The 21,066-nt window shown below is 63.0% G+C and carries 21 protein-coding genes; 11 read left to right on the top strand and 10 right to left on the bottom strand.

Annotated elements, in window-relative coordinates:
• Nucleotides 1-18 precede the first annotated feature (18 nt).
• Entirely contained in the window at nt 19-1,686 is a 1,668-nt protein-coding gene (ettA, locus tag NA645_RS17225) for an energy-dependent translational throttle protein EttA (protein WP_256049963.1), read from the top strand.
• A gap of 95 nt (nt 1,687-1,781) precedes the next feature.
• Here ettA and NA645_RS17220 read toward each other — a convergent pair whose 3' ends face one another.
• On the bottom strand, nt 1,782-2,297 hold the full coding sequence (locus NA645_RS17220) for a gluconokinase (RefSeq protein ID WP_256049962.1): 516 nt from the start codon (nt 2,295-2,297) through the stop codon (nt 1,782-1,784).
• 274 nt (nt 2,298-2,571) lie between these two features.
• On the opposite strand from NA645_RS17220, the gene gdhA reads away from it, so the two are divergent.
• The gene (gene gdhA / locus NA645_RS17215; RefSeq protein WP_256049961.1) at nt 2,572-3,909 is read left to right on the top strand and encodes an NADP-specific glutamate dehydrogenase; all 1,338 of its coding nucleotides are present in this window, start codon (nt 2,572-2,574) and stop codon (nt 3,907-3,909) included.
• A gap of 220 nt (nt 3,910-4,129) precedes the next feature.
• Here the strand turns inward: gdhA and NA645_RS17210 are convergent, their stop codons facing one another.
• Nucleotides 4,130-4,906: a ferredoxin--NADP reductase gene (locus tag NA645_RS17210; RefSeq protein WP_256049960.1), complete on the bottom strand. Its 777-nt coding sequence runs from the start codon at nt 4,904-4,906 to the stop codon at nt 4,130-4,132.
• 86 nt (nt 4,907-4,992) lie between these two features.
• Here NA645_RS17210 and NA645_RS17205 point away from each other — a divergent pair, with 86 nt between their 5' ends.
• A complete protein-coding gene (locus tag NA645_RS17205) occupies nt 4,993-6,120 on the top strand; it encodes a methyltransferase (RefSeq protein ID WP_256049959.1) in 1,128 nt (375 codons plus the stop codon).
• Nucleotides 6,121-6,304: 184 nt separating this feature from the next.
• Here the strand turns inward: NA645_RS17205 and NA645_RS17200 are convergent, their stop codons facing one another.
• Genes NA645_RS17200 through NA645_RS17190 form a run of 3 tightly spaced genes read right to left on the bottom strand, consistent with a single transcriptional unit; the run spans nt 6,305 to nt 10,019 of the window.
• Entirely contained in the window at nt 6,305-8,509 is a 2,205-nt protein-coding gene (locus NA645_RS17200; protein WP_256049958.1) for a xanthine dehydrogenase family protein molybdopterin-binding subunit, read from the bottom strand.
• Complete coding sequence (locus NA645_RS17195) at nt 8,506-9,492, bottom strand: FAD binding domain-containing protein (RefSeq protein ID WP_256049957.1); 987 nt, start codon at nt 9,490-9,492, stop codon at nt 8,506-8,508. Before NA645_RS17195 ends, NA645_RS17200 begins: the two co-directional genes overlap by 4 nt.
• On the bottom strand, nt 9,489-10,019 hold the full coding sequence (locus NA645_RS17190; protein ID WP_256049956.1) for a (2Fe-2S)-binding protein: 531 nt from the start codon (nt 10,017-10,019) through the stop codon (nt 9,489-9,491). Before NA645_RS17190 ends, NA645_RS17195 begins: the two co-directional genes overlap by 4 nt.
• Nucleotides 10,020-10,371: 352 nt before the next feature.
• On the opposite strand from NA645_RS17190, the gene NA645_RS17185 reads away from it, so the two are divergent.
• Together NA645_RS17185 and trmA are read left to right on the top strand one after the other, a co-directional pair.
• A complete protein-coding gene (locus NA645_RS17185; protein ID WP_256049955.1) occupies nt 10,372-11,667 on the top strand; it encodes an NCS2 family permease in 1,296 nt (431 codons plus the stop codon).
• A gap of 224 nt (nt 11,668-11,891) precedes the next feature.
• The gene (gene trmA / locus NA645_RS17180) at nt 11,892-12,983 is read left to right on the top strand and encodes a tRNA (uridine(54)-C5)-methyltransferase TrmA (protein ID WP_256049954.1); all 1,092 of its coding nucleotides are present in this window, start codon (nt 11,892-11,894) and stop codon (nt 12,981-12,983) included.
• 32 nt (nt 12,984-13,015) lie between these two features.
• Here trmA and NA645_RS17175 read toward each other — a convergent pair whose 3' ends face one another.
• Entirely contained in the window at nt 13,016-13,606 is a 591-nt protein-coding gene (locus tag NA645_RS17175; protein WP_256049953.1) for a DUF4345 domain-containing protein, read from the bottom strand.
• A 182-nt stretch (nt 13,607-13,788) separates the two neighbouring features.
• Between NA645_RS17175 and NA645_RS17170 the strand changes: the two genes are divergently transcribed.
• Together NA645_RS17170 and ypfJ are read left to right on the top strand one after the other, a co-directional pair.
• The gene (locus NA645_RS17170; protein ID WP_256049952.1) at nt 13,789-14,223 is read left to right on the top strand and encodes a DUF411 domain-containing protein; all 435 of its coding nucleotides are present in this window, start codon (nt 13,789-13,791) and stop codon (nt 14,221-14,223) included.
• Nucleotides 14,224-14,314: 91 nt separating this feature from the next.
• Nucleotides 14,315-15,175: a KPN_02809 family neutral zinc metallopeptidase gene (gene ypfJ, locus NA645_RS17165; RefSeq protein WP_256049951.1), complete on the top strand. Its 861-nt coding sequence runs from the start codon at nt 14,315-14,317 to the stop codon at nt 15,173-15,175.
• A gap of 4 nt (nt 15,176-15,179) precedes the next feature.
• Here ypfJ and NA645_RS17160 read toward each other — a convergent pair whose 3' ends face one another.
• Nucleotides 15,180-15,527 carry a hypothetical protein gene (locus tag NA645_RS17160; RefSeq protein ID WP_256049950.1) on the bottom strand — a complete coding sequence of 116 codons (348 nt, stop codon included), beginning with the start codon at nt 15,525-15,527 and terminating at the stop codon, nt 15,180-15,182.
• Between the two features lie 107 nt (nt 15,528-15,634).
• On the opposite strand from NA645_RS17160, the gene NA645_RS17155 reads away from it, so the two are divergent.
• The 4 genes from NA645_RS17155 to NA645_RS17140 all read left to right on the top strand — a co-directional run bounded on the left by NA645_RS17155 (nt 15,635) and on the right by NA645_RS17140 (nt 18,774).
• The gene (locus NA645_RS17155) at nt 15,635-16,204 is read left to right on the top strand and encodes a DUF2796 domain-containing protein (RefSeq protein ID WP_256049949.1); all 570 of its coding nucleotides are present in this window, start codon (nt 15,635-15,637) and stop codon (nt 16,202-16,204) included.
• A 73-nt stretch (nt 16,205-16,277) separates the two neighbouring features.
• Nucleotides 16,278-16,985, top strand: a complete 708-nt coding sequence (locus tag NA645_RS17150) for an ABC transporter ATP-binding protein (protein ID WP_256049947.1) — start codon at nt 16,278-16,280, stop codon at nt 16,983-16,985.
• Between the two features lie 2 nt (nt 16,986-16,987).
• On the top strand, nt 16,988-18,253 hold the full coding sequence (locus NA645_RS17145; protein WP_256049946.1) for an ABC transporter permease: 1,266 nt from the start codon (nt 16,988-16,990) through the stop codon (nt 18,251-18,253).
• A gap of 8 nt (nt 18,254-18,261) precedes the next feature.
• On the top strand, nt 18,262-18,774 hold the full coding sequence (locus NA645_RS17140) for a DUF3299 domain-containing protein (protein WP_256050016.1): 513 nt from the start codon (nt 18,262-18,264) through the stop codon (nt 18,772-18,774).
• 62 nt (nt 18,775-18,836) lie between these two features.
• Here the strand turns inward: NA645_RS17140 and NA645_RS17135 are convergent, their stop codons facing one another.
• From NA645_RS17135 to NA645_RS17125, 3 genes are read right to left on the bottom strand one after another with little or no spacing between them, the layout of a single operon-like run.
• Nucleotides 18,837-19,928: a tetratricopeptide repeat protein gene (locus NA645_RS17135; RefSeq protein ID WP_256049945.1), complete on the bottom strand. Its 1,092-nt coding sequence runs from the start codon at nt 19,926-19,928 to the stop codon at nt 18,837-18,839.
• Nucleotide 19,929: 1 nt separating this feature from the next.
• Nucleotides 19,930-20,646, bottom strand: a complete 717-nt coding sequence (locus NA645_RS17130; protein ID WP_256049944.1) for an energy transducer TonB — start codon at nt 20,644-20,646, stop codon at nt 19,930-19,932.
• Nucleotides 20,646-21,056, bottom strand: a complete 411-nt coding sequence (locus tag NA645_RS17125) for an ExbD/TolR family protein (protein WP_131651917.1) — start codon at nt 21,054-21,056, stop codon at nt 20,646-20,648. The genes NA645_RS17130 and NA645_RS17125 overlap by 1 nt, the downstream gene beginning before the upstream one ends.
• Nucleotides 21,057-21,066: the final 10 nt, after the last annotated feature.

Genomic DNA, 21,066 nt, shown 5'->3' with positions numbered 1-21,066 from the left:
TCACGGGCATTCGTTTCCATGGCTCAATACGTCTATACCATGCATCGGCTGAGCAAGGTCGTTCCGCCGAAACGCGAGATTCTCAAGAACATTTCCCTGTCCTTTTTCCCTGGCGCCAAGATCGGCGTGCTCGGCCTCAACGGCGCGGGTAAATCCACGCTGTTGAGAATCATGGCCGGCGTCGACAAGGAGTTCGACGGAGAGGCGCGGGCGATGCCCGACCTGAACGTGGGTTATCTGCCCCAGGAACCCGAGCTCGACCCGAGCAAAACGGTTCGCGACGTGGTTGAAGAAGCAGTCAGCAGCATCAAGGACGCGCAGGCGCGCCTCGATGAGGTCTACGCTGCCTACGCCGAACCCGATGCCGACTTCGACAAGCTGGCCGCCGAACAGGCCAAGCTCGAAGCTATCCTGCAGGCCAGCGACGGCCATAACTTGGAGCGCCAGCTGGAAGTGGCCGCCGACGCCCTGCGTCTGCCGCGCTGGGACGCCAAGGTCGGGCACCTGTCCGGTGGCGAAAAGCGCCGCGTGGCCCTGTGCCGTCTGCTGCTCTCGGCGCCCGACATGCTGCTGCTGGACGAACCGACCAACCACCTGGACGCCGACTCGGTGGCCTGGCTGGAACACTTCCTCCACGACTTCCCCGGCACCGTGGTGGCGATCACCCACGACCGTTACTTCCTCGACAACGTCGCCGGCTGGATTCTCGAACTCGACCGCGGCGCGGGCATTCCCTACGAGGGCAACTATTCCGGCTGGCTGGAAGCGAAATCCAACCGTCTGGCTCAGGAATCCAAACAGCAGTCGGCCCATGAAAAGGCCATGAAGGAAGAGCTGGAGTGGGTGCGCAAAGGCGCTAAGGCCCGCCAGGCCAAGTCCAAGGCACGCCTGCAGCGCTTCGAGGAACTGCAGTCGCAGGAATTCCAGAAGCGCAGCGAAACCAACGAAATCTACATCCCGGCCGGACCGCGCCTGGGCGATAAGGTCATCGACTTCAAGAACGTGACCAAGGGATACGGCGATCGCGTACTGATCGAAGACCTTTCGTTCAGCATGCCCAAGGGCGCCATCGTCGGTGTGATCGGCGGCAACGGCGCGGGCAAATCGACGCTGTTCCGCATGCTCATGGGCAAGGAGCAGCCGGACTCGGGCAGCATCGAGATCGGCGATACCGTACAGGTCGCCTGCGTCGACCAGAGCCGCGAGGATCTGGACGGCAGCAAGACGGTGTGGGAAGCGGTGTCCGATGGCTCCGACATGATCCGCATCGGCAACTACGAAGTCCCGTCGCGCACCTACGTGGGGCGCTTCAACTTCAAGGGCGGTGACCAGCAGAAGTTCGTCAAGGACCTGTCCGGCGGTGAGCGCGGTCGCCTGCATCTGGCGTTGACGCTCAAGGAAGGCGCCAACGTGCTGCTGCTCGACGAACCGTCCAACGACCTCGACGTGGAAACGTTGCGTTCACTGGAAGAAGCGCTGCTGGACTTCCCCGGCGCGGCGATCGTGATTTCCCACGACCGCTGGTTCCTGGACCGGGTCGCCACGCATATCCTCTCCTACGAGGACAACGGCGACATCGTCTTCTTCGAGGGGAACTACACCGAGTACGAGGCCGACCGCAAGAAGCGCTTGGGCGACGCCGCCGCTCAGCCGCATCGCGTCAAATACAAGAAGTTGGCCCAGTAACACGACCGAAAACGGAGCCGAAAGGCTCCGTTCTTCTATCGGCTTTCCTGTGGCCGGAAGCGCCGAGCCTCGATGCGACCAAGCGAGCCATGGCGCTAGGCCTGATCGCATCCTGCCGCAGCGAGTGCCTTGACGATCTGCTCGACGACCTCTTCCGGTGTCTGGCGGACATCCATGATCAGCGCCTCGCTCTTCTCTGGCGGCTCGAGATTGGCGAGCTGATCATCCAGCAGCGCAGAGGCGAAAAAATGTCCGCGACGATTGGCGATGCGCTCCTCCAGCACGTCCCGCGGTCCCTCGAGAAAAACCAGCCTCACATCGGCGACTTCACCACGCAGTATGTCGCGATACCGACGTTTGAGCGCTGAACAGGCAAACACATGATCCTTGCCCTGACTCGCCCGCTCAGCGATGGCTTCATGCATCGCCTGCAGCCACGGCTGGCGGTCCTCATCGGTGAGAGGAATTCCGGCGGCCATTTTTGCCTTGTTGGCAGGTCCGTGATACTCATCGGCATCCGAGAAACCACACCCCAGACGAGCGGCCAACTGCTCGCCAATAGTCGTTTTGCCGCTTCCAGATACACCCATGATCACGACTATCACTTGCACCCCTTGGTTTTCTTCCGGCAGTTAAGAATTCGAGGCCTGCAGCAAACCTCCGACGCCGTGCCAGGGCGCGCACGCCTCCTTTTTTCGGTCATACGGGCGCACCGAAGTTCCTTGCTTCGCGACGCGCAGTTCACAGCCGAACCGGATCATTCATGCACCAGGATGCGACACTTCGGACCATGTGGCACCTTCACGGTGCAAAAGTTGTTTGTTAGAGTCGCCGCCCAAAAAAATTTTAATGACTGCTGCTAGCGGTCCGACGAGGGCTCTTTAAATGATCGAATCCGTTGACGCCTTTCTTGCCCGTGTTAAGCAGCGCGACCCCCATCAACCAGAGTTTCACCAGGCCGTAGAAGAGGTCGTACGCAGCCTCTGGCCCTTCCTCGAAGCCAACCCGCGCTACATGCAGGCCGGCATTCTGGAGCGGATGGTCGAGCCCGAGCGGGCAATCATGTTCCGGGTGCCCTGGGTCGACGATCAGGGTCAGGTACGGGTCAACCGCGGTTTCCGCATTCAGATGAACAGCGCCATCGGCCCATACAAAGGCGGCTTGCGCTTCCACCCTTCGGTCAACGTTGGCGTTCTTAAATTTCTCGCGTTCGAGCAGGTCTTCAAGAATTCCCTGACCTCGCTGCCCATGGGCGGCGGCAAGGGGGGCTCGGATTTCAACCCCAAGGGTAAGAGCGACAACGAAGTCATGCGCTTCTGCCAGTCGTTCATGAGCGAGCTGTACCGCCACATCGGCGCAGATCTGGACGTGCCGGCCGGTGACATCGGTGTCGGCGGCCGTGAAATCGGCTTCATGTTCGGCCAGTACAAGCGCCTGTCCAACCAGTTCACCTCAGTTCTCACCGGCAAGGGCCTGGCCTACGGCGGCAGCCTGATTCGCCCGGAAGCCACCGGCTACGGTTGCGTCTATTTCGCCGAGGAGATGCTCAAGAGCACGCGCAGCGGTTTCGAAGGCAAGCGCGTGTCGATCTCCGGCTCCGGCAACGTGGCGCAATACGCTGCGCAAAAGGTCATGGAGATGGGCGGCAAAGTCATTTCCCTGTCCGACTCGGGCGGCACCCTGCACTTCGCCGACGGCATGACCGAAGAGCAGTGGGCCTACCTGATGGACCTGAAGAACGTCCGTCGCGGTCGCCTGGAAGAAATGGGCGCCCACTTCGGCGTGACCTACCTGGCTGACCAACGTCCCTGGAGCCTGCCGTGCGACATCGCCCTGCCCTGCGCCACCCAGAACGAACTGGACGGCGAAGACGCGCGCACCCTGCTCAAGAACGGCTGCATCTGCGTGGCCGAAGGCGCCAACATGCCGTCCACCCTGGAAGCGGTGGACCTGTTCATCGAGGCCGGCATTCTCTACGCGCCAGGCAAAGCCTCCAACGCCGGCGGCGTGGCCTGTAGCGGCCTGGAAATGAGCCAGAACGCCATGCGCCTGCACTGGACCGCTGGCGAGGTGGACACCAAGCTGCACAGCATCATGCAGTCCATCCATCACGCCTGCGTCGCCTACGGCGAAGAGAACGGCCGCATCAACTACGTCAAAGGCGCCAACATCGCCGGCTTCGTCAAAGTTGCGGACGCCATGCTGGCTCAAGGTGTCGTTTAACGGCAGCTTGAAGCGGGACGCCTGAAGCTGAAAGCAAAAGCCCCCACCGGACTATCCGGCGGGGGCTTTTCGTTTAAGAGGTTGAGGCGAAGCCCGTAGGGTGGGCTTTAGCCCACCGCAGCAAGGGCCGGACTTGAAAAACATCGGTGGGCTGAAGCCCACCCTACTTATTGGCGACCATCCCGCGTTACCTACGTCGCTTTTTCTTCCAGCTAGCCCCTTACCAATAATTCTCCACCGCCACTTGCCCCGGCCTGCGGGTCAGCGCCAGGTTGAGGTCGCGTGTCTTGAGGATAGCGCGGGTGTCTTCGATCATCTGCGGGTTGCCGCAGAGCATGATGCGCGAGTGCTCGGGCTCCAGCTTCAAATCGGCGGCGCGTTCCAGTTCGCCATTTTCGATCAGCGCGGTGATACGCCCGCTCAGCGCGCCGCGCACCTGCTCGCGAGTGACGACCGGCAGGTAGGTCAGCTTGCCGCCCAGTCCTTCCAGGTATTCGCGCTCCGGCAGTTCGCGGATCAGCTGCTGATAGGCCAGTTCCGATTCGGTGCGCGCGCTGTAGACCAGCACGATGCGCCCGAAACGCTGCCAAACCTCGAAGTCCTGCAGAATCGACAGAAACGGCGCCAACCCGGTGCCGGTGGCCAGCAGCCAGAGATCGCGCCCGTCGGGGAAGCGGTCCAGGGTCAGAAAGCCGAACGCCTGCTTGTCGATCAACAACTCATCGCCGGGTTTGAGCCGACTCAACTCGCTGGTGAACTCGCCGTCCGGCACCACGATTGAGAAAAAGTCGAGAAACTCGTCGTGCGGTGCCGACACCATCGAATAGGCGCGCCAGACGATGCTGCCACTGGGCTTGCGCACGCCCAGCCGGGCGAACTGGCCGGCGGTGAAACGGAAGCCCGGGTCGCGCGTGGTGCGCAGGGTAAACAGGCTGGGCGTCAGCGTCTGCACCTCGAGCAGGCGCTGGCGGGTGAACTTCTCTTCGCTGACGGTCATACTTCGCTCCCTTCGCGGACATCTGCGGATTCGAGGGTAAACCCCTTGATACACCTTTCCGACGCCGACAAACACCGCCAGTTCTTATGCCTATTCTCGAATCCACCTACGCGCGCCTCGACCTGATCCGCCAGCCCGAACAACCGAACGAGCCACTGCAGGCGTTCGATGCCGCCGACGAGTATCTGCTCAAGCAAGCGCATGAGCAGGGTCTGCCGGCCAGCAGCCGGGTGCTGATACTCAACGACAGCTTCGGCGCCCTGTCCGCCTCGCTGGCGCTTCATGCGCAGGTGATCAGTAGTGGCGACTCCCATCTGGCGCACCTGGCATTGCAGAAGAACCTGGCACGCAATGGCCTGCCGAGCGACAGCGTCACCTTCGCGCCCGCCAGCCAGACCGCCAGCGGCCCGTTCGATATCGTTCTGATCCGCATCCCCAAGACCCTGGCGCTGCTGGAGGAACAGCTGATTCGCCTGCACGGTCGGTTGGCACCCGACGCTCAGGTGATCGCCGCCGCGATGATCAAGCACTTGCCGCGCGCGGCGGGCGATCTGCTGGAAAAATACATCGGCCCGGTGCAGGCCTCGCTGGCGATGAAGAAGGCCCGTTTGCTAACCGCGACCCCCGTTGAAAAACCAGCACCCGTATCGCCCTACCCCACGCGCTACCGCCTCGCTCAGCCAGCCATCGAATTGATCAACCACGCCAACCTGTTCTGCCGCGAAGACCTGGACATCGGCACCCGCGCGTTTCTGCCGCACCTGCCCAAGGCGCTCGGCGATCTGCGCGTGGCGGACCTCGGCTGCGGCAACGGCGTGCTCGGCATCGTCTATGCGCTGCATAACCCGCAGGCGCAACTGACACTGGTGGATGAAAGCTACATGGCCGTGCAATCGGCCCAGGAAAACTGGAAGGCGATCCACGGCAACCGCCCCGCGGACATTCGCGCCGGTGACGGTCTGGCCGAACAGCCGGCGGACTCACTGGATCTGGTGCTATGCAACCCACCGTTCCACCAGCAACAGGTGGTCGGCGACTTCCTCGCCTGGCGCATGTTCACCCAGGCCAAATCCGCGCTGAGCAAGGGCGGCGAGCTATGGATCGTCGGCAACCGCCACCTGGGCTATCACCTGAAGCTCAAGCGACTGTTTGGCAAGGTCGAGCAAGTCGCGGCCACGCCCAAGTTCGTCATCCTACGGGCGATCAAGGCGTGAGCGAGGCACCGGTTCGCCTGAGCATGCGGGGTGGACCGGGCGGCGCTCCGCTTCAGCACCAAGATGGCGCCAGAATCACTCTATGGTGGTGGGCTAAAGCCCACCCTACGGGCTGTAGCGTTCCGCGCCCGCCAATGTAGGGTGGGCTTCAGCCCACCAGAGACGCTTACAGCTTCCAGCCGCCCTAGAGCAACTTATCCATCGTGATCGGCAGGTCCCGCACTCGCTTGCCCGTGGCGTGATAGATGGCATTAGCCACCGCCGCCGCGACGCCGACGTTACCGATCTCGCCGACGCCCTTGGAGCCGAGCGCGTTGACGATCTCGTCCTTCTCCTCGACGAAGATCACGTCGATGTCGCCGATATCGGCATTCACCGGCACGTGATATTCAGCCAGGTTGTGGTTCATGTAGCGGCCTAGCGCGTGGTCGATCATGGTTTCCTCATGCAGCGCCTGACTGACGCCCCAGACCACACCGCCCGCGATCTGGTTACCGGCGGTTTTAGGGTTGACGACGCGCCCCGCTGCTACAGCGCTGACCACGCGACTCACCTTGACGGTGCCCAAGGTCTCGTCCACCCGTACTTCGACGAACACGGCCGAATGCGTGGCGGTGGCATATTCGTTGCGCTTCTCGCCGGGCTTGACGCTCACCTCGGCCTCGAGCACGCCCGTGACGGCGACGACCTGCCCGATCTCGACGCTATGCGCCGGCGCTGCCTTCAGCCGCATCTGACCGTCGACGAATTCCACGTCGTCGAGCTTTGCACCGGTGAACGGCGACACCGGGGATTGCTGAGCCGTATCCAGTATCTTCTGGCGCAGCGCTTCACAGGCTTGCTGCACAGCGCTACCCACCGATGAAACGGTCGCCGATCCGCCTTCCAGCGGAGCCTGGGAAAGGTTCGAATCGCCCAAGCGGAACTCCACGCGCTCCATTGGCAGCCCCATGGCGGCCGCCGCGATCTGCGTCATCACCGTGTAGGTGCCGGTGCCGATATCCGCTGTGGCGCTGCTGACCACCAGCCGGCCATCCGGTTCGATGCAGGCCTTGGCGCTGGCCGGCATCTGCATCGCCTCCCAGACTCCAGTGGCCAGCCCCCAACCGATCAGCTGATTGCCGTCACGCATGCTGCGCGGCTCCATCGAGCGGCGTGACCAGCCGAAGCGCTCGGCGCCCTGCTCGTAGCACTGGCGCAATTCCTTGCTGGAATAGGGCTTGTCTTCGTTACCGTTGCGCTCGGCATAGTTGATCAGGCGCAGCGTCAGCGGGTCGACCTTGGCCGCATAGGCCAGCTCGTCCATGGCGCATTCCAGAGCATATACGCCGATGGCCGCGCCTGGCGCACGCATATCCAGCGGCGTGTAGACGTCCAGCGGCACCAGCTGGTAATCCAGCTTCACGTTGGGACATTGATAAAGCATCCCTGACCATTCGACTTCATGTTCGGTGAAGTCTTCGAACGAAGACGTCTGGCCGATCGCCTGATGCGTCAGCGCTTGCAACTGGCCGTCGGCTGCTGCGCCAATGGCAATACGCTGCACGGTTCGAGGGCGATAACCAAAGGTGAACATCTGCTGACGCTTGAGCGTGACGCGCACCGAGCGCTTGAGCTTGAGCGCTGCCATTACCGCCAGTGGCAGCTGATACTGCGGGCGTAGACCGGAACCGAAAGCGCCGCCGACAAAGGGCGAGAGAATACGAATCTTGCCCTCCATGCCGAACACGCCTTCCACATAGCGCATGCAGTTCTGCACGCCTTGGGTCTTGTCGTAGATTTCCAGCTTGCCTTCGGGCAGGTAGTGAACGGTGGATGCGTGCGGCTCCATCGGGTTGTGATGTTCCACCGGCGTGCTGTATTCCAGATCGAGCCTGAGCGGCGCGCCACGCAGGGCTGCGTCCACGTCGCCACGTGGCGACGGCAATTCGGCCGGTGCCTTGTGCGCGCTGTCCAGCTCACTTAGCAGATCGGTCCGGTGCGGCTCGCGTTCGTATTCCACCTGTACCAGGCTGCCGGCGTAACGGGCCAGTTCGAGGTTTTCCGCCACCACCAGCGCGATCGGCTGGCCGCTGTAGAGAATGCGGTCGTTGAACAGCGGACGGAACGGCGAGCCTTCAGCCGCATCGTCGTCCTCGTAGGGTTCGTCATAACTGGCGATTGGCGGGCGGTTCTGGTGGGTCAGCACCAGCACCACGCCAGGCACCGCCTCGGCCGCGCTGGCATCGATATTGACGATCCGGCCGCGCGCGATGCTGCTGTTGACCAAGCTGCCATAGAGCAGCCCCGGCACATGGAACTCGCTGGCATAGCGTGCCTGGCCGGTAACTTTGAGCGGTCCGTCGACGCGATCGATGGGCTGGCCGAATGGGGAAGTGGCGGGTTTCATCGGGCGGCTCCTTTGGCGGCGTCGGTCAGGGCGCGAACGATGGCGCGCCGGCCCAGTTCGATCTTGAACGCGTTGTGTTCGAAGCCGCTGGCGCCTTCGAGCAAGGCATCGGCCGCGGCGGTGAAGGTGGATGCGTCCGGCGCCTTGCCGACCAGCAGCGCTTCGGCTTCCTGCTTGCGCCAAGGCTTGTGCGCCACGCCCCCCATGGCAAGACGGGCGTCACGAACGGTGCCGCCATCCATTTCCAGCGCGGCTGCGACCGAGACTAGGGCGAACGCATAGGAGGCGCGGTCGCGCAGCTTGAGGTAGCTGCAATGCGCGGAAAAGCCCTGCGCCGGCAGTTCGACCGCAGTGATCAGTTCGCCGTCGACCAAGGTGTTGTCGCGCTCCGGCGTCTCATCGGGCAAGCGGTGAAAATCGGCGAAGGCGATACGCCGTTCGCCCTGCGGGCCCTGGACATGCACCACGGCATCCAGCGCTGCCAGCGCCACGCACATGTCGGAGGGATGCACTGCGATGCAGGCCTCGCTGTGACCAAGAATCGCGTGGATGCGGTTGAGGCCGCCACGCGCCGAACAGCCGCTGCCGGGCTCACGTTTGTTGCACGGCGTGGTGCTGTCGTAGAAGTAGTAGCAACGGGTGCGCTGCAACAGGTTGCCGCCGGTGGTGGCCATGTTGCGCAGCTGCGGCGAGGCGCCAGCGAGAATCGCCTGGGACAGCAGCGGATAGCGTCGTTGCACCAGCGGATGCCAGGCCAGCTCCGAATTGCTCACCAGCGCACCGATACGCAGACCGCCGTTGGCAGTCTCCTCGATATCGCTCATCGGCAGCCGGGTGATGTCGATCAGCTGCGCCGGACGGGTGACGTTTTCCTTCATCAGATCGAGCAGATTGGTGCCGCCGGCGATATAGCGGCTGTCCGGGCGAAACAGACTGATGGCTTCGTCGATTGCGGTGGGGCGCGCATAGCTGAAGGGATTCATGGCTTCACCTCCCGCACGGCGGTCAGGCGATCGCGAGTCTGCGGCATCGCGTCTTCGATGGCCGCGAGGATGTTCGGGTAGGCGCCGCAGCGGCACAGGTTGCCGCTCATCTGCTCGCGTAGCTCGTCACGTGTCTGTGCATGGCCCTCGGCAACCAGGCCGACAGCCGAGCAGATCTGCCCAGGCGTGCAGTAGCCGCACTGAAAGGCGTCATGGCTGACGAAGGCAGCCTGCATCGGGTGCAGTTCTTCGTCCCGGGCCAGCCCCTCGATGGTGGTCAGTTCCGCACCGTCGTGCATGATCGCCAGCGTCAGGCAGGAATTGATCCGCTTGCCATTGAGCAGCACCGTACAGGCGCCGCACTGACCGTGGTCGCAGCCCTTTTTGGTGCCGGTCAACGACAGTTGCTCGCGCAGTAGGTCGAGCAGCGTGGTCCAGGGATACACATCGACCTGGCGGCGGGCGCCATTCAATTCGAGGGTGATCGAGCAGGCGGCAATCCCACCTGCGGTAGATGTTTCGCTCATGGCAGCCTCACGGTTTGGGAGTCATCCGCGACCTGTTCTGTGCAGGTTCGCCGAGACTTCAGGCATCTGGTGCGCTGTCCGTGCGCCTAGGAGGTACGACTGCCCGGGCGGGAAGAACGTTCAGCAATGACGGAGTGACCCGTGAGCGAATGCCCGCAAGGGTGAACGGCATCGATGCGCCAGCTGGGAACCCGCGGGTCATGCAATGGGAAATTCAACCCGCTGCGGGGCCGGTGTAAGATGCGCCGCCTTGGCGAGTAACCCGCTTATAGGCTTTGCTGTAGCGAGACTGCCCCGAGAGGCAGACATCACCCAACCGCCAGGCCACGACCGGCACACAAGGGGATTCACCATGCTGGAGAAGCTGTTCCAACTCAAAGCGCACAACACTACGCTGCGCACCGAGTTTTTGGCCGGTATCACCACCTTTCTAACAATGGCCTACATCCTCTTCGTCAACCCGAGCATCCTTGCCGAAGCCGGCATGGACCATGGCGCGGTGTTCGTCGCGACTTGCCTGGCGGGTGCGATCGGTTCGGCGATCATGGGGCTGTTGGCCAACTACCCGATCGCACTGGCGCCGGGCATGGGGCTGAATGCATTCTTCACCTACACCGTGGTGCTGACCATGGGCTACACCTGGCAGACGGCGCTGGGTGCGGTGTTCCTCTCCGGTGTGATCTTCTTTCTGCTGTCGATCTTCAAGATCCGCGAGTGGATCATCCACAGCATTCCCCTGCCCCTGCGCGCTGGCATCGCGGCAGGTATCGGCCTGTTCTTGGCAATCATCGCGCTGAAGAATGCAGGCATCGTCGTCGACAACCCAGCCACCCTAGTGGGCCTGGGCGACCTCAGCGCCGGCGGCCCGCTGCTGGCCTGCCTGGGCTTCTTCGTCATCGCCGCGCTGGCCTATCGCAAGGTCACCGGCGCGGTGATGATCGGCATTCTGCTGGTCACTGGACTGTCGATCCTGCTCGGACTGTCGGAGCTGGATGCGGTGGTCTCGATGCCGCCATCGCTGGCGCCGACCTTCATGCAATTGGATATCGCCGGCGCGCTGGACATCGGGCTGATCAGCGTGATCTTCGCCTTCCTCTTCGTCGATCTGTTCGACACCTCCGGCACCCTGATAGGCGTGGCGCAGAAGGCCAACCTGCTGGACAAGGACGGCAAGATGCCGCGCCTTGGCCGCGCGCTGCTGGCCGACAGCACCGCAACCATGGCCGGTGCCGCGCTGGGTACCTCCACCACCACCAGCTACATTGAGTCGGCGGCCGGCATCAGTACCGGTGGACGCACAGGCCTGACCGCCTGCGTGGTGGCTCTGCTGTTCCTGCTTAGCCTGTTCTTCGCGCCGCTGGCGGGCGCCGTGCCTGCCTATGCCACGGCGCCCGCGCTGTTGTTCGTCGCGGTGCTAATGATGAGCAGCCTGGCCGGCATCGACTGGGACGACATGACCGTCGCCGCGCCGGTCGTGGTTGCTGCCCTGGCCATGCCGCTGACCTTCTCCATTGCCAACGGCATCGCCTTCGGCTTCATCGCCTGGACCGCCGTCAAACTGCTGGCCGGCCGCTGGCGCGAACTGAGCCCGGCAATGTGGATCCTGTCGATTCTGTTCGTGATCAAGCTCGGCTTTTTCAACGGCTGAGTACCAGCCGCATATGCGTAGGTCGTTCTACGAGCTACGAGCGTCTTCCGGAGGCAGTAGGGTGGGCTTCAGCCCACCTTCCACTCGTAACCGGAGCCCGTGCAGCGCCTGACAACACCGCCCTACGACCGTACAATCGGCGCCCCCATCGGTGGGCGCGAGCCCAGCCTTCGTCATTGATCGCCGCGCGGACACGCCGCGGCCACCACGCAACGGCCGCCACCATGACTCATCTTCGCTTCGACTCTGCCACCTACGACGCCCAACTCGCCGAGAAGACCGCCCGGCTGGTCGAGCTACTCTCGCCCTTCGAAGCGCCAGCGCCGGAGGTCTTCGACTCACCGCGCGAGCATTACCGGCTGCGCACCGAGTTTCGCCTGTGGCGTGAAGACGGCCAGCGCCACTACGCGATGTTCGAGCCGGGCGACAACCGCACGCCGATCCTGATCGACGACTTTCCCATCGCCAGCCGCCGCATCAACGAATTGATGCCGCAACTGAAAGCCGCCTGGATGGCCAGCGAGACGCTGAGTTTCAAGCTGTTCCAGGTAGAGTTCCTGACCACGCTCAGCGGCGACGCGTTGATCACCCTCGCCTATCATCGGCCGCTGGACGAGGCCTGGCAGGCCGCAGCCGGGCAGTTGAGCGAGGAATTGGGCGCGAGCATCGTTGGCCGCTCGAAGGGCAAGCGCATCGTCATCGGTCGCGATTACGTGGAGGAGAAACTGGTGGTGGCCAGTCGCACCTTCCGCTATCGCCAACCGGAAGGCGCCTTCACCCAGCCCAACGGCGAGGTCTGCCAGAAGATGCTGAACTGGGCCTTTGATGCCCTGGGCGAGCGCGACGAGGACCTGCTGGAGCTCTACTGCGGCAACGGCAACTTCACCCTGCCGCTGGCCACCCGCGTGCGCAAGGTACTGGCCACCGAGATCAGCAAGTCTTCGGTCAATGCCGCCCTGCACAACCTCGACGATAACGGCATCGACAACGTCAGCCTGGTGCGCCTCTCCGCCGAAGAGCTGACCCAGGCGCTGAACGAGGTACGCCCGTTCCGCCGGCTGGCCGACATCGATTTGAAGAGTTACAATTTCGGCAGCGTCTTCGTCGACCCGCCGCGCGCCGGCATGGACCCGGATACCTGTGAGCTGACTCGTCGCTTCGAGCGCATCCTTTACATCTCCTGCAACCCAGAGACGCTGGCGCAGAACATCGCCCAGCTGCACGACACTCATCGCATCGAACGCTGCGCGCTGTTCGACCAGTTCCCCTATACCCACCATATGGAATCGGGCGTGCTGCTGGTGCGCCGCGGCTGACGCCTGAACCCAGCAGCAACGCTGCGGACTGGTTATCTGACGGGCGAATCCGGCGTCGTTTCCAGCGATGGGCCGTCTGGATCACCCCGCCGAAACGGCTCAAGGCCTGACGCAGGCTCAGGGTCGGCTGGCGCCGCTGGTCCGTCACCCAGGCGAAACGGCTTGGGCGGCCCGTCATCGATCGGGGGCCGTTTGGGCCGGGGGTCCAATTCTGGTTCGGCAACAGGCACACCCACCGAGCGTTCGCGCATCAGCAGCAACGCGACTGCAGCGAGCAACGCGGCACCTACCCGATAGATCAACGAGGCCAGGTCGAAACCGATCAACTCACCGCCGTCCAGCCACAACGATCCAAGCCGCCCTGCAACCAGCGCCAGCATGGTGATCACCAGCATCGTCAGCGCCGCCCGGACACGCTCCGGCGCGCGCATGGCCCAGAGCAGAAACAGCGCCAGTCCCAACTGCAACCCACCGTAATAGACGCGCATATGGCTGACCGAGGCGGTCTCCATCAGCAGCATCCCGTTCAGATTGGCCATTTCATAAGGCCGCAGCCAATAAGCCAGGCTCAAACCAATCATGACCACGGCCTGAACAATCAGAACGAAACGGGCAAAACGCATCGAAAGCTCTCCTGATCGCGACTGCGCACCACAGTGGTCATCGGACCGAAACGCCCCGCTTTGGTTCGCCCCACAACTAAACCAATGCGCTCGAAACTGCGACATTTGCACACAGGCCGATACTTGGGCACGGCTACGTCTTGGCGGTATGCTGCCGCGAATCCCGCCCGGAGGAACTCCCCATGCGCCGTCTCCTGTTCGCTACCGCTCTCTTCGCCAGCCTCGCTCAGGCAGCCGAGCCCATTGCCATCGATGTGCACCGCGACGCCAACTGCGGCTGCTGTAAGTCCTGGATCAAGCATCTGGAGGAAAACGGCTTCGAAGTGACCGATCACGTCGAAACCGACATGGCATCGGTCAAAGCCAAGCTTGGGGTTCCGCACCGATTGGGCTCCTGCCACACCGGCGTGATCGACGGCAAATTCGTCGAAGGCCACGTGCCCGCCAGCGATATTCTCAAGCTTCGCGCTCAGCCGGATCTGATCGGCGCGGCCGTGCCCGGCATGCCCATGGGTTCTCCAGGTATGGAAATGGGCGACCGCAAGGATGCCTACAAGGTGATCGGCTTGAGCAAAAGCGGCGACGAATCGGTGCTCACCCACTACCCGGTGCGCTGAGCGAAAACAGACGAAGCGCAAGCTGCCGGCTGAATTAGCGACCCGCACGAGGGGTCTATCCACCAGCACTGTCTGGTAGAAGGACTCATGTATGCGTTGGAAGAAAGCACGGCGCAGTGACAACGTGGTGGATGCCCGCGGCCGACGCGGCGGCATCGGTGGCGGCCGTCTGAGTCTGGCGGGAGTGGCGGTGGTGGTCGTGATCGGATTGCTGTCTGGCCAGGATCCGCTGCAGATTCTTGGCCAGCTGGCGAACCAGGCAGGTCAGGCTCCCACTCAGCAGAGCGACACACCGGCGCGCGGCGACGATCCGCAAGTGGCCTTCGTCCAGGCGATCCTCGGTGATACCGAAGACACCTGGCGCGCCCTGTTTCAGCAATCCGGCGAGCAGTACCGCGACCCGACGCTGGTGCTCTTCCGTGGCGGTGTCAATTCGGCATGTGGCTTCGCCAGTTCTGCGGTCGGACCCTTCTACTGCCCGGGCGACCGTCAGGTTTACCTTGATCTGCAATTCTTCGACGAGATGGCCTCACGCTTCTCCGCGGCAGGGGATTTCGCCCAGGCTTACGTCATCGCTCACGAAGTGGGGCATCACGTGCAGACGCTGCTAGGCGTTTCACAGCAGATGCAGGCCGCACGCCAGCGTGGTGCCCGCATGGAAGGCGACAACGGTTTGCTGGTTCGCCAGGAGCTGCAGGCCGATTGCTTCGCGGGTGTCTGGGCGTACCATGCGCAGCAGCGCCATGATTGGCTCGAAGAAGGCGATCTGGAGGAAGCGCTGAACGCGGCCAATGCCATCGGCGACGACAACCTGCAGAAACAGAGCCAGGGACGCGTCGTGCCGGATGCCTTCACCCATGGCACCTCGGCGCAGCGGGTGAAGTGGTTCCGTACCGGCTTCGACAGTGGCGAGCCGGGCCGCTGCGACACCTTTCAGGCAAGTCGTCTCTGAGCAATCAATCCCCCTCGCCCACCCAACTGTAGATCGGTGCGTCGGCGCTGCTTTGCACCTTGACTTGAGCATTGTGGCGAAGGCGCACCAGCAGGCGCTTCGCCGCCTGCGCGCTGCCGCTCAGGGCTTCCAGCTCGGCCAACAGCTGCGGCCCCTCCATCCGCCCCACATCGCGTAACAATTGCTGAGCGCCGAGCCAGTGCGGATCGATGCCGTCTTCGGTCGCTGCCTGCATACTCTGCACATTGGCGCTCGCCGGCAGCTGCCGCGCCAGCTGCGCCCAATCCTGTTCATCCAGTTCCACACTCAGATCCACCGGCAACTCACCGATATGCCCACGAATTCGAATCATCTTTCATCTCCCGAAAAGCCACGGCATGGTCACATGACTTTCGACGGGCTGGCCAGTCTTGGCACGCATTTGTTATAACGTAACCACTTCAAAGCCGGGAGCTTGCCATGCATCGCCTTTCACTCGCACTACCCCTCATCCTTTTATCCACCCTCGCCCAGGCACATCCGGCACCTGATCATCAACACGGCAACCTGGACGCCCATGTACACGGCGCGGCGGAGCTGGATGTCGCATTGGAACGCGCTGAGCTGGACATCGAACTGCGCAGCCCGGCAATGAACTTGGTCGGTTTCGAGCATGCGCCGGGCAGCGCAGCGGACGATCGCAAGGTTGCTGACGCGCGCAAGCAGCTGGAACAGCCAGCCGCACTGTTTGGTTTACCTGCGTCCGCCAGCTGCGCGTTGAAAACGGTCGAGCTGGAAAGCCCGCTGTTCCACTCAAACGCCGAAACGGCTGAGCACGCGCATGAACATCACGACCATGACAGCCAGCACAGCGACATTCACGCTCGCTACCGCTATGACTGCTCGAATCCCGAGGCGCTGCAGGGAATAAATCTGCAGAGGCTGTTTGAAGCCTTTCCGGCTACCGAGCAGATCCAGACACAACTGATCGGTCCGAACGGCCAGCGCGGCGCGCAGCTGACTACTGAACATCCACAGCTGGACTTCTGACCCGGCGCGGCCTGCCGCAACCCGATCATGAGCCAGTAAACTCCCGAATCGCCCGTAACGACCCAGACACTCAATGACCGCTCCACTGCTCGAACTCAACGAACTCGGTTTCGCCTGGCCAGACCAAGCGGAGCTGCTCGACATTCCCAAATTCGAACTGGGGCGAAACCAGAGTTTGTTTCTCAAAGGACCGTCCGGCAGCGGCAAAACTACACTGCTCGGCCTGATAGGCGGCGTGCAGAAAGCCCAGCGCGGAACGGTTCGCCTGCTCGGTTCGGATCTCGCCACGCTGTCTTCCGGTGCACGGGATCGCTATCGAGTCGATCACACCGGCTATATCTTTCAGCAGTTCAATCTGCTGCCATTTCTTTCGGTCGCTGAAAATGTGAGTCTGCCTTGCCGCTTTTCGACACTGCGTGCCGAGCGTGCCCGTCAGCGTCACGGTAGCGTTGCGCAGGCGACTGCGAGCCTGTTAGTGCATCTTGGATTATCCGAAGCGTTGTTCGAACGACGCGCCGAAGCACTATCCATCGGACAGCAGCAACGTGTTGCTGCTGCGCGTGCGTTGATCGGCCAACCCGAGCTAGTAATCGCCGACGAACCCACCTCGGCACTGGATGCAGACAGCCGCGAGGCCTTTCTCCAATTGTTGTTCGCCGAATGCCGCGAAGCCGGTTCGAGCCTGTTGTTCGTCAGCCATGACCAAAGCCTGGCGCCGCTGTTCGACCGCAGCCTGTCGCTGAGCGACCTCAACCGCGCCAGCCGCGCCGCGGAGACCTGATCGTGTACCTGTTGCGCCTGGCCCTGGCGAGCCTGATCAATCGCCGCTTTACCGCCCTGCTCACGGTGTTCGCCATCGCCCTGTCGGTGTGCCTGTTGCTGGCTGTCGAGCGCGTGCGCACCGAAGCCCGCGCCAGTTTTGCCAGCACCATCAGCGGCACCGATCTGATCGTCGGCGCCCGCTCCGGCTCGGTGAATCTATTGCTGTATTCGGTGTTTCGTATCGGCAACGCGACCAACAACATTCGCTGGGGCAGCTTCGAGCATTTCGCCGAGCATCCCCAGGTGGACTGGGCGGTTCCCATCTCGCTGGGTGACTCCCACCGTGGCTATCGCGTGATGGGCACCAGCGCCGACTATTTCGAACATTACCGCTACGGCCGCAAGCACCCCCTGCAACTTGCCGAAGGCCGGGCCTTTGCCGACGATCCCTTCGAAGTGGTCCTTGGCGCCGAGGTCGCGCGTGCATTGGACTACACGCTGGACGAACAGCTGGTGCTGGCACACGGAGTCGCGACGGTCAGCCTGATCAAGCACGACGACAAACCGTTCCGTGTGGTGGGCATCCTGCAACGCACTGGGACACCGGTTGATCGCACCTTGCACATCAACCTGGCCGGTATGGAAGCGCTGCACGTCGACTGGCAGAACGGCATGCCGGCGCGGGGCGCTGCCCGCATCGATGCCGACCAGGCGCGCCAGCTCACGCTGCAACCCCAACAGATCACCGCGTTTCTGCTCGGCCTGAACAGCAAGATCGCGACTTTTACCCTGCAGCGCGAGATCAACCAGTATCGCGGCGAGCCGCTGTTGGCCATCCTGCCCGGCGTGGCCCTGCAAGAGCTCTGGAGCCTGATGGGCACGGCGGAAAAGGCACTGTTCGTGGTTTCGCTGTTCGTCGTGCTGACCGGGCTCATCGGAATGCTGACGGCGATCCTGACCAGCCTCAACGAGCGGCGCCGGGAGATGGCAATCCTTCGTTCGGTGGGCGCTCGGCCCTGGCATATCGGCGGCCTGCTGGCCGCCGAGGCCTTCAGCCTGGCGCTGGCTGGTGTGCTGTTCGGGCTGCTGTTGCTCTATGTGGCCATCGCCGTGGCGCAAACGCCACTGCAAGCCGAATACGGTCTTTACATGCCGCTGGCCTGGCCCAGCACCTATGAATGGTCGCTGCTTGCCGCGATACTGCTGGCCGGGTTGCTGATGGGCAGCGTGCCGGCCTGGCGTGCTTACCGGCAGTCGCTGGCCGATGGCCTGTCGATACGATTATGAGGATGCCCGTGCCAAATCTGCTGCTTGCTGTCCTGCTCACCCTTGCGGCCAATCTCGCAATCGCCGAGGTGCGCGAGTTGCAGTGGTCGGACCTAATTCCCGCCGACGCACCCCCACCCCCGCCTCCCGTCGCGATGCACGACATGTCGCAACTGGCCGATGCGCTGGCTGCCGAAACCGGTCCAGCCGCTGCGCAACAGTCACCTGCGGCACCGGTAGTCGATGCGCTCGATGGCATTCAGGCCAAGCTGCCGGGCTATATCGTGCCCTTGGACATGAGTGAAGACGGTCGCGTTACCGAGTTCCTACTGGTGCCCTATTTCGGTGCGTGCATCCACGTCCCACCGCCACCTTCGAACCAGATCGTGCATGCCACCAGCGAGTTGGGTGTGAAGGTCGATCAGCTCTATCAGCCCTTCTGGATCGAAGGTCCGCTTAGCGTCGAGCACGCCAGCAGCGAATTGGCCGAAGCCGGGTATCGGATGTCGGCAGAGAAGATCTATTTCTACGAACTGGAATAAGTAAGCAGCGCTATCCGCTTCCTGGGGACGCGGCGCACCCTACTAGATAACCCGCTTATGCCTCAGTTGACGCGTGCGATCTGACGCTCGCGCTCGAAACTCAGCTCACCTTCGGCCCATTCACGCCAGGCACGTACCTGGCGCCGCTCTGCCCCAGCACGCTCGGCCTGCTTCAGCGCATCGAGCCCGGCCTGCCAGCGGGCCTGCTCAAGCTCCAGCTGAGCCACATTCATCCAGAACTTGGCGCTCGCCGTCTGCGCGGCCAGCTGACGATAGATCGTCACAGCGGCCGCGCGCTCGCGCGCCTGCCACCAGAGCATGCCCAAGCGCTCCTGACGGCTGGCATTGCTCGCCAACAAACGCGACTCAAGCATGCCTTCAAGCAGCTTGGCACCCTGCCAGGGCTGATCCGCAGCGCTGGCAAGCAGCACCAAATTATCCAGCTCCGATTCACTGAAACGCAGACCCTTGGCATGCGCGGCACGCAGCGTGGCAAGCGCCTTGTCCTCATCACCCGCCATCTGCTGCAGCCCGGCCAGTTGACGCCAGATATTGGCCTCGTCCGGATGGCGCGACAACAACTTGCGCTGCCAACGCTCGGCTGTCTCGTAACGCTTCAGTTCGGCATTGCCAGCAACCAGGAATTGCAGCCAGGTATCCGCCGCGTTGGGGTTGGCCTGCACATAGCGCTCGGCCAGCGGCAACGCCTTACTGTGCTGGCCAAGACCCTGATAGGCCTGCACCAGCATTTGCAGTACTTCCTCGCTTGCCTGGGCCGGCGAACCCAGCAGGCTGATCACCTTGGCATAACGTCGCTCGATTAGATTGAGTTTCGCCAGATTGAGCCGCTCGTTGGGCAGCATCGCCTCGTCCAGTTTGCCGCTCGTGATCGCCTTGTCGAGCAACTCCAGCGCCTGGCGGTTGTTGCCTTCGGCCCAGGCCAGATAAGCCCGGCTGCGCCACAACAGCGCCTCTTCGACACTGCCGACTTTGGCCTCGGCTTGCGTAAGCGCGTTTCGCGCGGCGCTGTAATCGCCTTTTTCCTGCGCGGTCTGCGCGCGCTCAAGCGCCTTGAACACCAGCGGGTCGATGGTCTGGGCGGCCTGCGTCGAGACCGCGAACAACAATGAGATCAACAGCAGCAAACGAGGCATGTCAGCGTTCTCCTTGCAGGCGGAAGTGCAGAGTTTTTACCGCTTCACGCGATACCGCCGCGCCGTTTTCGGTACGCGGCGCGAAACGCCAGCGCGCGGCGGCACGGCGCGCTTCACGATCGAACACATTGCGTGGCGAGGCCTCCAGAACACGGATGTTCTCGACTTTGCCCGCAGCCGTGATGGTGAAGGCGAGTTTGATATGCCCTTCGATGCCACGCTGGCGCGCGCGGTACGGATATTCGGGGCGGACATCGTTCAGCGGCATGACTTCCTGCTCTGGGCCGCCGGACTGCGCCGCCGTATCCGCGACCGCGGCCGCAGTGGGCGCAGGAGCCGGCGTTGCGGCCGGTGCCGCCGCGGTCAGGCCGCTCAGGCTCGGCGCTGGCGCGCTGGCGACGGACAGTCCGCTGTCGATGTTCGGCAATTGCAGGTCGAGTTTCGGCAGGTTGGCACTTGGGCTGGCCGTGCTCGGCGTGGGCGGGGTTGGCGGTTGTGGTGTCTTCGGTTGCGGCGGCTCTGGAGCCTGCTGTCGCGAACGAGTCGAGGCGCTTTCGTTGCGGCTGTCCATGCGCACGAAGTTGGCGATCGCCACAGGATCGTCTGCCACCTCACTGCGCGGCGGGGTAACCATACTCAACATCAAGGCGAACAACAGCAGCGCCACCACACAAGCGGCGACGAAGGACAACCCGACCCGGCCCAGCCCGCGGACCATCATTGCACTCCCGAACTGGCAGCGAGCGCCACGTCCCGGACCCCGGCCAGACGCGCCTGATCCATGACCTGAACCACGAGCCCGGTGCGCGCATCCTGATCGGCCTGCACCACCACGGCGCCCTCAGGCTGATCGACACGCATGCGCTCGACATGCGCACGCACGCTGCGTACATCCACCGCCTGCTTATCTATCCAGACCTGACCTTCAGCCGTTACCGCAATCAGGATGTTGCCCTTGTCCTGCGCGCTGGCGGTATCGGCCTGCGGGCGTTGAACCTCGACACCGGACTCCTTGATGAAGGAGCTGGTGACGATGAAGAAAATCAGCATGATGAAGACCACGTCGAGCATCGGCGTCAGGTCGATGCCGGTGTCTTCTTCCTGCTGGTGGTGACGACGCATACGCATCCAGTAATCC

The organism is Stutzerimonas stutzeri, from assembly GCF_024448955.1.
GTDB lineage: Bacteria > Pseudomonadota > Gammaproteobacteria > Pseudomonadales > Pseudomonadaceae > Stutzerimonas > Stutzerimonas stutzeri_AQ.
This window is presented reverse-complemented; position numbering and strand designations above follow the sequence as displayed.

Bases quoted from the DNA above. Each gene is read 5' to 3' on its own strand.
- NA645_RS17200 (WP_256049958.1), bottom strand. From the start codon at position 8,509: ATGAAACCCGCCACTTCCCCATTCGGCCAGCCCATCGATCGCGTCGAC.
- NA645_RS17160 (WP_256049950.1), bottom strand. From the start codon at position 15,527: ATGATTCGAATTCGTGGGCATATCGGTGAGTTGCCGGTGGATCTGAGT.
- NA645_RS17185 (WP_256049955.1), top strand. From the start codon at position 10,372: ATGCTGGAGAAGCTGTTCCAACTCAAAGCGCACAACACTACGCTGCGC.
- NA645_RS17195 (WP_256049957.1), bottom strand. From the start codon at position 9,492: ATGAATCCCTTCAGCTATGCGCGCCCCACCGCAATCGACGAAGCCATC.
- NA645_RS17135 (WP_256049945.1), bottom strand. From the start codon at position 19,928: ATGCCTCGTTTGCTGCTGTTGATCTCATTGTTGTTCGCGGTCTCGACG.
- NA645_RS17155 (WP_256049949.1), top strand. From the start codon at position 15,635: ATGCATCGCCTTTCACTCGCACTACCCCTCATCCTTTTATCCACCCTC.
- NA645_RS17210 (WP_256049960.1), bottom strand. From the start codon at position 4,906: ATGACCGTCAGCGAAGAGAAGTTCACCCGCCAGCGCCTGCTCGAGGTG.
- NA645_RS17130 (WP_256049944.1), bottom strand. From the start codon at position 20,646: ATGGTCCGCGGGCTGGGCCGGGTCGGGTTGTCCTTCGTCGCCGCTTGT.
- trmA (WP_256049954.1), top strand. From the start codon at position 11,892: ATGACTCATCTTCGCTTCGACTCTGCCACCTACGACGCCCAACTCGCC.
- gdhA (WP_256049961.1), top strand. From the start codon at position 2,572: ATGATCGAATCCGTTGACGCCTTTCTTGCCCGTGTTAAGCAGCGCGAC.
- NA645_RS17150 (WP_256049947.1), top strand. From the start codon at position 16,278: ATGACCGCTCCACTGCTCGAACTCAACGAACTCGGTTTCGCCTGGCCA.
- NA645_RS17205 (WP_256049959.1), top strand. From the start codon at position 4,993: ATGCCTATTCTCGAATCCACCTACGCGCGCCTCGACCTGATCCGCCAG.
- ettA (WP_256049963.1), top strand. From the start codon at position 19: ATGGCTCAATACGTCTATACCATGCATCGGCTGAGCAAGGTCGTTCCG.
- NA645_RS17175 (WP_256049953.1), bottom strand. From the start codon at position 13,606: ATGCGTTTTGCCCGTTTCGTTCTGATTGTTCAGGCCGTGGTCATGATT.
- NA645_RS17190 (WP_256049956.1), bottom strand. From the start codon at position 10,019: ATGAGCGAAACATCTACCGCAGGTGGGATTGCCGCCTGCTCGATCACC.
- ypfJ (WP_256049951.1), top strand. From the start codon at position 14,315: ATGCGTTGGAAGAAAGCACGGCGCAGTGACAACGTGGTGGATGCCCGC.
- NA645_RS17125 (WP_131651917.1), bottom strand. From the start codon at position 21,056: ATGCGTATGCGTCGTCACCACCAGCAGGAAGAAGACACCGGCATCGAC.
- NA645_RS17170 (WP_256049952.1), top strand. From the start codon at position 13,789: ATGCGCCGTCTCCTGTTCGCTACCGCTCTCTTCGCCAGCCTCGCTCAG.